11 protein-coding genes and 1 other RNA gene are annotated in these 13,957 nt (G+C 38.4%); 10 read left to right on the top strand and 2 right to left on the bottom strand.

Translation table 11 applies throughout. The features are described 5' to 3' along the window. Positions 1 to 339: 339 nt before the first annotated feature. From CKV67_RS13990 to CKV67_RS13950, 9 genes are all read left to right on the top strand, one after another. Complete coding sequence (locus tag CKV67_RS13990; RefSeq protein ID WP_014093926.1) at positions 340 to 1,746, top strand: cytochrome ubiquinol oxidase subunit I; 1,407 nt, start codon at positions 340 to 342, stop codon at positions 1,744 to 1,746. Next, the gene (gene cydB, locus CKV67_RS13985; protein ID WP_014093925.1) at positions 1,733 to 2,746 is read left to right on the top strand and encodes a cytochrome d ubiquinol oxidase subunit II; all 1,014 of its coding nucleotides are present in this window, start codon (positions 1,733 to 1,735) and stop codon (positions 2,744 to 2,746) included. The genes CKV67_RS13990 and cydB overlap by 14 nt, the downstream gene beginning before the upstream one ends. After that, positions 2,746 to 4,470, top strand: a complete 1,725-nt coding sequence (gene cydD / locus CKV67_RS13980; RefSeq protein ID WP_014093924.1) for a thiol reductant ABC exporter subunit CydD — start codon at positions 2,746 to 2,748, stop codon at positions 4,468 to 4,470. Before cydB ends, cydD begins: the two co-directional genes overlap by 1 nt. Further along, positions 4,470 to 6,209, top strand: coding sequence for a thiol reductant ABC exporter subunit CydC (cydC, locus tag CKV67_RS13975; protein ID WP_014093923.1), 1,740 nt, complete (start codon positions 4,470 to 4,472; stop codon positions 6,207 to 6,209). Before cydD ends, cydC begins: the two co-directional genes overlap by 1 nt. A 142-nt stretch (positions 6,210 to 6,351) precedes the next feature. Beyond that, positions 6,352 to 7,287, top strand: coding sequence for an LPXTG cell wall anchor domain-containing protein (locus CKV67_RS13970; RefSeq protein WP_014093922.1), 936 nt, complete (start codon positions 6,352 to 6,354; stop codon positions 7,285 to 7,287). Positions 7,288 to 7,330: 43 nt separating this feature from the next. Then, a complete protein-coding gene (locus CKV67_RS13965) occupies positions 7,331 to 8,272 on the top strand; it encodes a GW domain-containing glycosaminoglycan-binding protein (RefSeq protein WP_014093921.1) in 942 nt (313 codons plus the stop codon). A 112-nt stretch (positions 8,273 to 8,384) separates the two neighbouring features. Then, positions 8,385 to 9,899 carry a gluconokinase gene (locus CKV67_RS13960; protein ID WP_025280135.1) on the top strand — a complete coding sequence of 505 codons (1,515 nt, stop codon included), beginning with the start codon at positions 8,385 to 8,387 and terminating at the stop codon, positions 9,897 to 9,899. A gap of 283 nt (positions 9,900 to 10,182) precedes the next feature. After that, an RNA gene (gene ffs / locus CKV67_RS13955) (signal recognition particle sRNA large type) lies at positions 10,183 to 10,449 on the top strand. A gap of 155 nt (positions 10,450 to 10,604) precedes the next feature. Then, positions 10,605 to 11,246, top strand: a complete 642-nt coding sequence (locus CKV67_RS13950; protein ID WP_014093918.1) for a hypothetical protein — start codon at positions 10,605 to 10,607, stop codon at positions 11,244 to 11,246. Positions 11,247 to 11,281: 35 nt separating this feature from the next. On the opposite strand, the gene CKV67_RS13945 is transcribed toward CKV67_RS13950, so the two are convergent. Together CKV67_RS13945 and CKV67_RS14685 are read right to left on the bottom strand one after the other, a co-directional pair. Continuing rightward, a complete protein-coding gene (locus CKV67_RS13945; protein WP_014093917.1) occupies positions 11,282 to 11,755 on the bottom strand; it encodes a DUF2798 domain-containing protein in 474 nt (157 codons plus the stop codon). A 150-nt stretch (positions 11,756 to 11,905) separates the two neighbouring features. Beyond that, the gene (locus CKV67_RS14685; protein ID WP_014093916.1) at positions 11,906 to 12,070 is read right to left on the bottom strand and encodes a hypothetical protein; all 165 of its coding nucleotides are present in this window, start codon (positions 12,068 to 12,070) and stop codon (positions 11,906 to 11,908) included. Positions 12,071 to 12,515: 445 nt separating this feature from the next. Between CKV67_RS14685 and CKV67_RS13940 the strand changes: the two genes are divergently transcribed. Further along, positions 12,516 to 13,880 carry a PTS sugar transporter subunit IIC gene (locus tag CKV67_RS13940; protein ID WP_014093915.1) on the top strand — a complete coding sequence of 455 codons (1,365 nt, stop codon included), beginning with the start codon at positions 12,516 to 12,518 and terminating at the stop codon, positions 13,878 to 13,880. The last annotated feature ends 77 nt before the right edge of the window (positions 13,881 to 13,957 follow it).

The raw sequence follows: 13,957 nt of genomic DNA, 5'->3' as shown, positions 1-13,957 counted from the left end.
GTGAAATAAAAAGCAATAAGTCTTATCAACATGTACAGCCCCATAAGACTTGAGAAATTCATCACAATCTCACCAGATTAAAATAACATCTAAAGTACTAAATAAATTTGGAGAGAAATAGGATAAAATATACTCCAGATAGAACTTATTATAAAGTGACAATCTTTCTTAACTAGTCCCTGAATCTGTGAAAAACGTGAATACATATTATATTGCAATGCTTTGTGAATTACAGAGCAACTAAACGCGTCACTTTGGGTGGTTTTTCACAAGGTTTTTAAGGAAGATGCGAAACGAGGGACAAAACAGGACTATTTAGCATAAAAGGAGGAGAAAAGGGTGGATAAACTATTTTTAGCCCGTTTTCAATTCGCATCAACAACGATTTTCCATTTCTTATTTGTACCACTTTCAATTGGACTTGTATTTATGGTTGCTCTTATGGAAACGTTGTATGTCGTGAAAGGAAAAGAAATTTACAAAAAAATGTCGAAGTTTTGGGGGCACATATTCCTCATTAACTTTGCTGTAGGGGTTGTAACCGGGATTATTCAAGAATTCCAGTTTGGGATGAACTGGTCAGATTACTCTAGATTTGTTGGAGATGTATTCGGGGCGCCTCTTGCTATTGAAGCGTTACTTGCATTCTTCATGGAATCTACTTTTATCGGCCTGTGGATTTTCGGTTGGGATAAACTAGGCAAAAAATTACATTTAGCATGTATTTGGCTGGTTTCAATCGGAACAATCATGTCTAGTTTCTGGATTTTAGCAGCAAACTCATTTATGCAACATCCGGTAGGTTTTGAATTTAAAAACGGCCGTGCAGAAATGAATGACTTTTTACAATTAATTACTAATGGACAACTACTTGTGGAGTTCCCACACGTTATATTCGGGGCCTTTGCCACTGGGGCCTTTTTCATCGCCGGTGTCAGTGCGTATAAGATGCTCAAAAAACAAGATGTCGCTTTCTTTAAACGATCATTCCAAATTGCAATGGTAATGGCCGTTATTGGTGGATTTGGTGTTGCATTTAGTGGACACTCCCAAGCACAATACTTGGTTAAAACACAACCAATGAAAATGGCAGCAACAGAAGGGATATGGGAAGATACAGACGACCCAGCCCCGTGGACAATGCTCGCCAAAATTGATCCGGAGAATAAGAAAAACGACTGGGAACTCAACGTCCCATATGCGCTAAGTTTCTTATCTTACGGAACATTAAGTGGTAGCGTAGAAGGTATGAATACGTTGCAAAAAGAATACGAAGAAAAATATGGTGAGGGTGATTACATTCCACCAGTAAAAACAGCATTTTGGAGTTTCCGCATCATGGTTGGCGCTGGTATGCTAATGATTATGTTTGCGCTAATCGGTATCGTACTTGCTTGGAAGAAAAAACTCGTTAATGCAAAATGGTATTTACGTTTGATGATTCCAATGATTGGATTCCCGTTCCTAGCGAACTCAATGGGTTGGATTATGACAGAAATTGGGCGGCAACCATGGGTAGTTTTCGGTTACATGAAAACGACTGATGCAGTATCGCCAAACGTATCATCCGGACAAATTTTATTCTCGATAATTGCGTTCTCCACAATCTATACAATTTTAGCAATTCTCTTGGTGTACTTGTTTATTCGTGAAATTAAAAAAGGACCAGACGGACACAAGCCAGAAAAAGAAGAAGTTTCCGTAGATCCGTTTGATAAGGGGGATGCAAACATTGTCACTAAATGAGTTATGGTTTTTATTAATCGCCATCTTGTTCATTGGATTCTTCTTCCTTGAAGGTTTTGACTTTGGTGTAGGGATGTCTACACGCTTTATGGCTAGAAATGCTTTAGAACGTCGCGTACTCGTAAATACGATTGGACCATTCTGGGATGCAAATGAAGTGTGGTTACTAACAGCTGGGGGTGCAATTTTTGCCGCTTTCCCTAACTGGTATGCAACGATGTTTAGTGGATACTATGTTCCACTAGTGTTCTTATTACTTGCCTTAATCGGCCGTGGTGTTTCTTTTGAATTCCGTGGTCAAAAAGATTCTGCTCTTTGGGTGAAAACGTGGGATTGGGTGATTTTCTTCGGTAGTATTTTGCCGCCATTCCTATTTGGAGTACTATTTGCTAGTTTGATTCAAGGTATGCCAATTAATAGTGATATGGATATGTATGCCGGATTCTTTGATTATATAACTGTATTTTCTGTTTGGGGTGGACTGACGATTACGTTAATGTGTCTGCTTCACGGATTGCTATTTATTACATTACGTACAGAAGATGATATTCAAGACCGTGCTCGTCGTATGGCGAAACGGGTTTGGTTCATCACAGTACCAGTATTATTAATCTTTGTTGTACTTGCTTACTTCAATACAGATATGTTCCAAGTTAGACCTGTTCTTGTTCCACTGATGATAGGGATAGTAGTGGTAATGTACGTATTATCTGCTTTATTCATCTGGAAAGATCGCGATATTTTAGCATTTACATTCGGTGGGCTTGGAATTGTCTTCACGATTGGTTCGATTTTCGTGGCGCTATTCCCACGCGTAATGATCAGTTCTATTAACAGTGCGTTTGATTTAACAATAGAAAATGCTGCTTCCGGGCAATATTCGCTAAGTGTGATGACCATTGTTGCCGTTACACTCTTGCCGTTCGTGCTTGGTTACCAAATATGGAGTTACTATGTTTTCCGTAAGCGCGTTTCTAGTAAGGAGAAAATGACGTATTAATGGGAAAAGATTTAAGGAACTACAAAGGAATTAAAAAAATAATGGCGATACTCGCAGTTTTCACGCTTATTCAAGGTGCTGCAATTATCGTTATGGCAATAACGCTTGCTCGTGCAATTACAGATTTATTTCATGAGCACGCATTTCAATCAGTCACACTACAAATAGGTCTCTTTGCAGGGGCCTATTTCTTGCGTCACTTTTTGAATGTATGGAAAAAACAAATCGTTTACCGTTATGCTTCTAACTTAGCGAAAACGATGCGGGAAGGGTTGCTGGATAGTTTGTTTGCGCTTGGTCCACGTTTTGCCCGTGCGGAAGGAACTGGGAAAGTTGTAACGATGGTGATGGAAGGTGTAGCAGATTTCCGAAATTATTTGGAGCTGTTTCTACCGAAAATGATGAACATGGCAATTATTCCGGCGATGATTTGGATTTATATCGCATTTCAGGACTGGACATCGGCCTTTATTTTGATGATTACTTTGCCAATTTTAATTGTATTTATGATTATTTTAGGGCTAGCTGCAAAGAAACAAGCAGACTCGCAATTTGAAACGTATCGCGTGCTTTCGAATCATTTTGTCGATTCGTTAAAAGGCTTAGAAACGTTGAAATACTTAGGGTTAAGCCATGAACATGAAGGGAAAATTGCTTCAGTTAGTTCGCGTTACCGAAAAGCGACGATGAAAACCTTGCGTGTGGCCTTTATGTCGTCGTTTGCGATGGACTTCTTTACGATGCTTTCGATTGCCCTTGTGGCGTTATTTCTTGGACTTGGCTTGATTGATGGCAATATGAACCTGCCAATTGCGTTAAGTGTGCTGATTCTTGCGCCAGAGTATTTTTTGCCAGTGCGTGAGGTTGGCTCGGATTACCACGCGACACTTGACGGACAAGAAGCTGGACGAGTTATTCAAGGAATTATTGATCGTGCTAAGAATGAAAAACATGAAGACAGTGCTCTTTCACTAACGACTTTTGATGAAAATACGAATTTCTCATTTGAAAATATTACGGTTAAACATGGCGATGGTGATGCAGAATCACTACATCAAGCAAGTTTTACAGTAAATGGTTTTGAGAAAATCGGGATTATTGGTGCAACTGGTGCTGGGAAATCGACGCTGATTGATGTATTAAGTGGCTTTTTAAACCCTACTTCTGGTGAGTTTCGCTGTAAAGGTAAAGTTGGTGACACGCTCTCATCGCCGGACTGGCAAACACAAGTAACCTATATTCCACAACACCCGTATCTTTTTCATGATACAATTGCTGGAAATATCCGGTTTTACCATCCTAATGCTACAGAAGCAGAGATAGAAAAAGCGGCGGAATCAGCTGGTTTAAATCAGTTAGTTGCCGGACTTGAAAATGGATACGAAACGCTTGTCGGGGAATCTGGTAGAATGCTGAGTGGCGGACAAGAACAGCGCGTGGCACTTGCGCGGGCTTTCTTGACTGATCGTCCGGTTGTATTAATGGACGAACCAACTGCTCATTTAGATATTGAAACAGAATACGAACTAAAAAAGCCGATGCTAGATTTATTTGAAAATCGACTGGTCTTTTTTGCAACACATCGCTTGCACTGGATGCTTGAAATGGACCGGATAATTGTTCTCGACCATGGGGCTGTGGTTGAAACAGGTACACATGACGAACTACTTGAGAAAAAAGGTTTCTATTACGATTTAGTTAAAGCCCAATTGGAGGAAGTATAATGCGGAAAAGTAGCTGGATTATCCCATATATAAAAGAAAACCGCGGCTTGTTCTTGCTTGTTATCTTCCTTGGAACGCTTACTTTTGCTTCTGCTGGGGCGCTAATGTTTACTTCAGGTCATTTGATTTCTAAATCGTCCCTAATGCCAGAATCGATAATGGCAGTATATGTTGCAACAGTTGGTGTGCGCGCATTCGGAATTATGCGTTCGGTATCACGCTACGTAGAACGACTTATGAGCCATTCTCTAGTACTGCGAATTCTAGAAAAAATGCGGGTGCGTTTATACCGCTTACTAGAGCCGCAAGCTTTGTTACTGAAATCGCGCTATAAAACGGGCGATATCTTGGGACTGCTTGCTGGGGACATTGAGCATTTGCAAAACTTCTATCTTACAACGATGCTACCGGCAATTGTAAGTTTAGTCCTTTATGCAGGGGTTGTTATCGCACTAGGTGTATTTTCGGTACCATTTGCGATGCTATTTGTTTTCTTAATTGGGATGTTGGTACTCGTTTTACCATGGGTTTCCCTTTTATATGCTCGCGGGAAAAATGCTTATTTAAAACAAGGACGAAATGGTCTTTATCAAAAGTTTACGGATGCTGTTTTTGGAATTAGCGACTGGAAATTTAGTGGTCGGGAGAAAACCTTTATTACTAACTATGAAAAAGACGAAGCGGCTATGCTTCATACAGAAAATAAGCAATTCCATTTTGTTAACTGGCGCGATTTCTTTAGTCAGTTGGTCGTTGGTTTTATGGTCATTGCGATGGTTTACTGGAGCACGGCTGAGTCACGTGATGGAGCATTTTCTGGCACGATGATTGCTGCATTTGTGTTAGCAATTATGGCACTTGCTGAAGCGTTTGTACCAGTTTCTAGCGCCATTAGTGACAAATCACTATACCAAGACTCGCTTTCTCGCTTAGATAAAGTGGAAGATCCAACACTGCCAAATTTTGATGAAGAAATGAAAGAAATGGAGCGAATCGATACACAGGAAGTCATTTTAAAAGCTGAAAACTTAACTTTTGCTTATGACGAAAAGTCTCCGAAAATCTTGAATGGCTTTGATTTTACTTTGCAACAAGGTGAAAAAGTAGCCATTATCGGTCGAAGTGGAACGGGGAAATCAACTTTTCTTAAGTTAGTCCAAGGCGCGCTTCTTCCTACTGATGGAAAATTGACGATGAATGGGGTTGAAGTAGAAAAACTTAGACCAGAGATTCCTAAACTTACATCGATGCTAAATCAAAAAGCACATCTTTTTAGTACGAGTGTGTTAAATAATATTCGATTAGGAAATCAAGGTGCTAGTGATGAGGAAGTTTACGAAGCAGCTAAGAAAGTCCAATTGCATGATTTTATTATGCGTATGCCAGATGGTTATCATACACAAATGAGTGAGATGGGTGAACGTTTTTCAGGTGGGGAACGTGGACGAATTGCGCTAGCACGAATTTTACTTCAAAATACGCCGATTGTTATTTTAGATGAGCCAACTGTTGGGCTTGATCCGATAACGGAACGAGATTTGTTAGCTACGATTTTTGAAACTTTAGCGGATAAATCATTAATTTGGGTAACGCATCACTTAGTTGGAGCTGAAAAAATGGATCGCGTGTTATTTTTAGAAGAAGGAAAAACGTTGATGGAAGGTCCGCATGCTGAATTAATGGCAGCTGAACCACGATACAAACGACTTTATCAACTAGACCGACCAATCGAATTATAAAATTATCAGCTTGCTAAGTTCCTGTTAGCAAGCTTCTTTTGTAGCTTATTCTTAACAATTGTAACAAATATGTAATTTAAAATTGACTTTATGACCATTTCTGATTATGATTAATACAAGTAAAAAGAAAGGGGAATTTATGATGAAAAAATTCCGCGGACTAGTATTCACAGCATTGTTCACTTGTCTAATCATCCCATTTTCATTGGCAGCAAACGCTGAAACGAATGAAACTGGTAATAATCAACCTAATATTGAGGAAAAAACAACCAATTCCACTGAAAATACGGTTCCAGAAGTAGATTCAAAAACAACAGAACCAGCGAAAGACGCTACTACAACAAAAACGCTACAAACAACCATTGATATTACCGATTCACCGGAAGTCTACACATACGAACAAAATAGTGAGATTAGTTTAACTGACTTCACAAAAACGTTAAGCAAGCATACAGGAACAGAACTAACCAATTACCGTTTAGCAGATGGCAGTGAATTAACTACAAAAGCAGCAGGCATGAAAGAAGTAACGTTGCTCGGTGATACGAAAGACGGTGACACAACCGCCGTTAAACTTAACTACTTAGTAAAAGCACCAGTCTCAACATTAACGGTTACTAATTTGAATTTTGATTTAGAAACGAAAATTTTCTCTGGCAAAACAAAACCTTTTGCTAGTGTTTATATGAGTTCACCAGAAGATGAAAACTTTGGAGAAGGTCGCGTTGAAGCAGATAAAGATGGTAATTTCTATGCTTCTTGGGCTACCACGCCGAAAAAAATTACTGCATACGCATTTGATGATACTGGCAATTTTAGCGAAGAAGTAACTTATACCGTCCCAGCTAAAAAAGAAAATGCAGCAGTTGTTAAAGCCCCAGCTGATGTAAAAAAAATCGAAAATAACCATTCAGTAAAAAGCGTGACAACTACAGCTTCAGAAGCATCAAAAAAAGTAGCAGATCCGGAGTCTGACCTACCAGATACGGGTGATCAAGGCGTTGAATGGATTTTTGTTGTAGCCGGTGTTATAGTTATCCTTATAGCAATAGTACTGCTTAGAAAACGTAAAAAATAAGCAAATTTACTATAGGGAATAGCGCATATAAAAGGAGCAAATAATGAAGAAGTTATTAAGCGGTTTAATTATTGTAGTAATGATTAGCCTACTTGGGAACTCCTTTACCGCCGAAGCCGCAACGTATGACAAAATCATTTATGACAAAGCAGTTAATCTTAAAGGGGTAGTAAATCAGTCAAAAAGGAACGATGGAATTCGTAGCAAGATGTATAATGTTAGTAGTGATTCAAAACTACTTGGTTATGCTAAGAAATACGACAAAAAAACATTGATTATCACTCGTGAAGGAAAAACTTCTAGAGGAGCTAAATGGTATTACGTCAAGCTAGGCAATACGAATATCGGTTGGATTGATGCGCTTGCTTTTAAAAACGTCGGGAAACCAACCATTGCCGATACCGTACCAGCACTTTGGAACAGTAAAAAAGCAATCATTACCACAAAACCGAAGAGTACATCAGCAACAACTTATTTATTCCAAAGAAACAGCGCGGGTAATTGGTATGAAGTTCGCGATTTTACTAGTCATATTGGCAAATGGGGCTTTGATCCAAACTTCTCAGAAAAAAGTTCTGGAACTCCAGTGGGTGTTTACAGAACTGGACTTGCTTTTGGTCAAAAAGGCAATCCGGGAACGAAACTAACCTTCAAAGCCATTACAAACCGCAGTTACTGGATTTCCAATTCAAACGATAAAGCATACAATACTTGGCAAGAGCGCTCTTCTTCAAGCTCAGCCGATGAAAAAATGAAAATTCCGCAGTACAAATACGGAATGGAAGTTAAATACAATTCTAAACGAATAAAAGGAAAAGGTTCTGCCGTGTTTTATCACATAGATTCTCCTCACTATAATTACACATTAGGTTGTGTAGCGCAAAGTGAAGCAAATACCAAAGAAGTACTCAAATTTGCTGACAAAAACACGCTGATTGTCTTAGGAGAAGAGAGCCGAATTAAGACGTTTAGTGTTATCAACTAAGCTAGAGATTTTTCTCTAGCTTTTTCTTTTGCCAAAAACAAAGTAGTCTAACCACCAAATTGTGCCGATTTAACGTATAATAAAAAGAAAAGTAGACACGAGGTGAAGTGTGTTGACGAGTGAATCTTACATAATGGGTGTAGATATCGGAACTTCCAGCACGAAAGCAGTCCTTTTTAATGAGCAAGGCGAGGTGATTTACCGGGAAGCGGCTCATTATGAATTAGTGACGGATGAGACAGGTAAAGCAGAAGAAAGTCCAACTGAAATTTTCGAGGCAGTGATTACATCTATTCGTCGTGTGATGAACAAGATAGATAAAGCAGATTTGCGTGGAATATCTTTTAGCTCGGCGATGTACAGTTTAATTTTGGCTAAAAGTAACGGAGAACTTCTAACCGAATGTATTACTTGGGCGGATGGACGGAGCAGTGAGGCGCTGGAAAATGTAAAGCGGGATAATTACCTATTTCAACTGTATGAAACGACAGGGACGCCGATACACCCGATGAGCCCGTTTGCAAAAATTTGCTGGTTAAAAGAAGCAGAACCCGAGCTATTTAATCGAGCAGAAAAATTTGTCGATATTAAAGCCTATATTTTGTATCGGTTTTTTGATGTTTGGGTAATGGACGAATCTTTAGCATCTGGAACAGGGCTTTACAATATTTCGGAACATGATTGGGAATTTGAAGCAATAGAAATCGTGAAATTAACCCCTGATTTTTTGCCAAAAGTGGTTCCGGAAACATACCAATTAAGCGGGATTAAAACAGAATATGCGGAAATGATGGGGATCCCGACAAGTGTTCCATTTATTGTTGGTGGTAGTGATGGCGCACTCGCAAATATCGGAATTCAAGCAACTGGGCAGAGTGACGTGACGATTACTGTTGGCACAAGTGGTGCTGTCAGAAAATTAACGACCGAATTTCAAGTCGATTCACGCGGTCGTACTTTTTGTTATGGGGCGGGAGATGGTTATTTTATTGCCGGTGGAGCAGTAAACAATGGTGGGAAAGTGGTTGAATGGGGTCTTAACCAATTTGGATCAGAAAGTGAAATTAAGAACCGTGATTTTGCTAGTTTTATTGCCCATATCGATGAAGTGGACCCGGGAGCAGCAGGGCTATTATTCCAGCCATATTTACTTGGAGAACGCGCTCCTTTTTGGACGAATGATATCCGCGGTGGGTTCGTTGGGCTCACGATTAATCACACCAAAGCACATTTTATCAGAGCGATTTTGGAAGGAATTGCTTTTAATCTTGCCGAAGTGTATGAGGCGGTTTCAGCACCTGATGATATTATCTATGTAACGGGCGGGATTTCTGCTCATGAAGGTTGGTGCAAGCTACTTGCTGATATTTTGGACCGAGAAATTCGTGTTCCACATACAATTGAAGGATCAAGCTTAGGAGCAGCTATTATTGGAATGCGTTCACTTGGAATACTAAAAGACCTAAATCTAAAGCAAACGTCACCAATTAAAGCGACTTATTATCCTAGTAAAAATACGGAACGATACACAGAATTACGATTGATTTTTAAACAAGTATCTACCCAGCTATTGTCTAGCTATAGCCAATTAAATAGTTGGCAAAAGAAGTTTGAAAATAACAGCTAAATTTTCCATTTCATGATATAATCACTAAAAGAAAAGCGAAAATGTGAAGTAAGGGGGAGATGAACGTGAATAAGAAAATAGTATGGATTGCCTTAACATTAGTAGGTATTTGTGTGGTTGGAACAATCGTTGCCGCGATCATGAGTTTTTACTTGCGTTAAAAATATTTCCCTTGTTATACTTGCACTTTTTATATGAAAAAGGTACACTAGTAATTGAGCTCTTTTCAGAGTTTGCGCTAAATAATTTTTATTTAGCAAACTAATTATTGGTAGCAAATTTGTCGTGCTAGACGGGGAGGTAGCGGCGCCCTGTAACCCGCAATCCGCTCTAGCGGGGTTGAATTCCTCACTTGAGGCATCGTAATTGTTTGGTCTGCCCTTGACAAGTGGTGTTGAAGGTTGGGTCTTGCGCAATGAGAACCTGTGAACCATGTCAGGTCCGGAAGGAAGCAGCATTAATCAGTGCTTCTCATGTGCCGCGAGGTTGCCTGGCCCGAGCTAACTATCAGGGTAACGCAGGTGATTGCATGTCGATGTGAGGTGCGCGACACTAATTTTAAATATATTAAAAGACTATTTTGCTTATCGCGAAGTAGTCTTTTTTAATGAAATCAAAATCTATTGCAGAAAAATAATGTATAATAGTATATAAACTGGTACAATATAGGATAAGTAACGCAATTCATAACAAAGGATGAAAATAATGCAACAACTAAAAACAAAAAAGAAATGGTTGCCAGCGCTGATTGTCGCAGTTTTGGTAGGGGTACTAGTCATTTTGGCAATTATGTTTGGTTTTTTTCAACGCCAAGAAGTATTTGATAAATATGATGTCGCCTACGAAATAGATGGTAAACTATATGAAGTTTTTCCAATTAGTACAACAGATATTGGTGTAGACAAGAAATCAGATGATAAACATTTTTATTTCCGGGTGAATAGTTATTACAATATCGATTATTTATTTAGATTAGCTTATAAACAGTATGAAATAAATGAACCATCCACTAACAAGTATTATTCAGGTCTAATTGATTACAGTGTTGCCGATAACGCCTATGTGACGCAGAAAGATATCTATATGACGAAGGATGAATCCTATGCAACATACGACTTTTTCGATAAGACGGGTAAGAAAATCTATACTTACAACCCGGAAGAAACCTCAACAGATGATTATATTGTCCGCATTAAACCAACAATTTTACAAGGTTACAAAAAAAGTGATATCGGAAGCTACGATGATTATTTAGATATTACAGCGTTATTCAAGGATAAACTTGGAATGGACGTTAAAGTTCGGATTGATGATGATAAAAAAATGGTGATTTTCTCCATTAAATAACGAAAGTGCATCCATGACGGGTGCACTTTTTGTCTTTAATGAAGGATCGACATGACATTTCTAGCAAGCGGTTGTGCGATAATTAGCTCAATAAAAAGCACTATAGCAAAATTCCTTGGCCAAATACTAAAAAATCTGGATAATAAGCCTTCTTCAATAACAAACCCGTGACCAATAAAATCACCAATAAATGTCATGCAAAAAGACATTCCTAAAACGGTAAATAAAACGGAAAAAAGAATATAAGCATTAAAACTGTCGCTTGCATCCATATATTTAGTTACCATTTTTCTGGAGAAATGACTAATAATAAAGTTTTCTAATAGCATCGCAACAATAAAAAATAACGGGAATAGTTTTACAATTGTCAGAAGAAAATCTGCATTTACTATTCGAATTTGAAGGTAAGTGTTGAAAGTAGTCATTAGAAATGCTGTAATGCTACAAATAATGACACCGTATAAAAGTCCTTCTTTATTGTTTTGTGGTAAGCGTAAATCTTGATTCATTTTCTTGCTCCTATCTTTTTTATCATCAGTAGACGCAAAAAAGACGTAGAAACCACCTGTCCAGATGGTTCCTACGTCTAACTTGTAATGTTCACTGTTTTAAAATTATAGCATGATTAATTAGTTTTGTCTAAAGGGTATTTAAAAAATTCAATTTGTTTTATCATGTTCTGATTTATTTTCTGCTTTTTCTGCTTCCAATTCCTTCTCACTTTTTGGCACTTTTATATCATCCGGAAAAACAATCGAAAAATGTTCTTTTTTGACCACCTTACTATTTTTAGATTCTTCCGGCATATCGCGTTTAACAGCCATAATTATCACCTCGAACGATGTATATTACTTACTTCATGCTCATTATAACACAAAACTGGCTAAGTACAAATTTACTGAAACTGTGTAATGTTAACGCTTACTTACACAGTTTTTTTAGTTATGTGTGTAAGCCTTATTTTTGAGTGGCAAAGATGCTAAACGCAAGTGGTTTTTGTATCCTCGGAACGTTTTAGAGAGTTGGCACAGAAATTGCAATAGAATACAGTGAATCTAAATGTAAGCCTTATCATGAAGCGGAGAGGAGGTCTCCCACAATTTCACGAGGTGTGCACAGGTTCCATCTGATTTATTTTTCATAATGGGGATTGTGAAAAATAAAGTGAACAGATATAGCTGACTAGCTTAACGGGGATATATACATAGAAATTATATTTTGTTTCAAGAGATGAGCGATAAATAAAAAGGAAAAATGGGAGGATATAATATGAATGGATTAACAGCATTTTTAGAAAAGTATTTTGTGCCAGTAGCTGCGAAAATTGGTTCGCAAAAACATTTAGTTGCTTTGCGTGATGCATTTATTTCAACAATGCCGATCACAATGGCTGGTTCGATTGCAGTACTTTTAAATGCCTTTTTCAGAGATTTTCCAACTGACTGGGGATGGACAGGTTTTGTTTCAGCTATGCAACCGCTGATTGAAGTTAATGGATATGTATATAATGGGACGCTTGCAATTGTTTCGATTATTTTTGCTTTTTCACTCGGGTATAATTTATCAAAAGTGTATGAAGTGGATCGTCTAGCTGGGGGGCTAGTATCACTTGCTGCTTTTGTCATGAACTTAACGGTTACTGTTAGCTTAGATGCAGTAAAAGCTGCGATTGCGGCTTCTAATGCTAATTTTGATGTAAATACACTACCAAAAGAATTTGCTGGGATTTATGGGTTCTTTAGCCTTAGCCAAGTCAATGGTACAGGTTTGTTTACTGCAATGATTTTTGGTTTTATCTCTACTATTATTTATGCAAAACTTATGCGTAGAAATATTATTATTAAAATGCCGGATACAGTTCCGCCAGCAGTAAGTAAAGCATTTGCAGCGATTATTCCTGCGCTTGTGGCACTTTATGTTGTTGGTATTATTGACTGGGCATTCTTCAAAGTTACTAATATGGATGTTATTACTTGGATTTCTAAAACAATTCAAGAGCCATTATTATCACTTTCGCAAGGTTATGGAGCTGTTTTATTAGTTACGTTCCTTGTTCAATTACTATGGTTCTTTGGAATTCATGGACCAAACGTTCTTGCACCGGTCTTAGAGTCACTATGGGGTACGGCACAATTGCAAAACATTAGTGCAGCACAAGAAGGTGTTAAATTACCGTTCGAATGGGTACGTGGTTCTTTCGATGCTTACGTATGGATGGGTGGATCAGGCGGAACACTCGTACTAATTATCGCGTTACTAATGTTCTCGAAACGAGCGGATGCACGAACAGTGGCAAAATTATCACTTGCTCCGGGTATATTTAATATCAATGAACCAATCATGTTTGGTTTACCGATTGTATTAAATACGATCTACTTAATTCCATTCATTATTGCACCAATGATAATGGTTACTATTGCTTACTTTGCAACAACTCTTGGGCTGGTTGGGCCAGTTAAGATTGCTGTAGTTTGGGTAATGCCGCCACTATTAAACTCATTCCTAGCAACTGGAGGAGACTGGATGGCACCGGTCATTTCACTCATAAATATGGTCGTAGCCTTCTTGATTTGGGTTCCGTTTGTTATTACCGCAAATCGGGTTGGTGTGCCAGAAGAAGAGATGAAAGCTTAGAAAAAAATAAGTTTCTGGCTAGGTGCATTTCTGTTGTGCCTAGCCAGTATATCATGTAGGAATTCCTGCACCATTTT

The organism is Listeria ivanovii subsp. ivanovii (assembly GCF_900187025.1).
In the GTDB taxonomy this organism is placed as follows: Bacteria; Bacillota; Bacilli; order Lactobacillales; family Listeriaceae; genus Listeria; species Listeria ivanovii.
This window is presented reverse-complemented; position numbering and strand designations above follow the sequence as displayed.

Bases quoted from the DNA above. Each gene is read 5' to 3' on its own strand.
- cydD (WP_014093924.1), top strand. From the start codon at position 2,746: ATGGGAAAAGATTTAAGGAACTACAAAGGAATTAAAAAAATAATGGCG.
- CKV67_RS13970 (WP_014093922.1), top strand. From the start codon at position 6,352: ATGAAAAAATTCCGCGGACTAGTATTCACAGCATTGTTCACTTGTCTA.
- CKV67_RS13965 (WP_014093921.1), top strand. From the start codon at position 7,331: ATGAAGAAGTTATTAAGCGGTTTAATTATTGTAGTAATGATTAGCCTA.
- CKV67_RS13950 (WP_014093918.1), top strand. From the start codon at position 10,605: ATGCAACAACTAAAAACAAAAAAGAAATGGTTGCCAGCGCTGATTGTC.
- CKV67_RS14685 (WP_014093916.1), bottom strand. From the start codon at position 12,070: ATGGCTGTTAAACGCGATATGCCGGAAGAATCTAAAAATAGTAAGGTG.
- cydC (WP_014093923.1), top strand. From the start codon at position 4,470: ATGCGGAAAAGTAGCTGGATTATCCCATATATAAAAGAAAACCGCGGC.
- CKV67_RS13940 (WP_014093915.1), top strand. From the start codon at position 12,516: ATGAATGGATTAACAGCATTTTTAGAAAAGTATTTTGTGCCAGTAGCT.
- CKV67_RS13945 (WP_014093917.1), bottom strand. From the start codon at position 11,755: ATGAATCAAGATTTACGCTTACCACAAAACAATAAAGAAGGACTTTTA.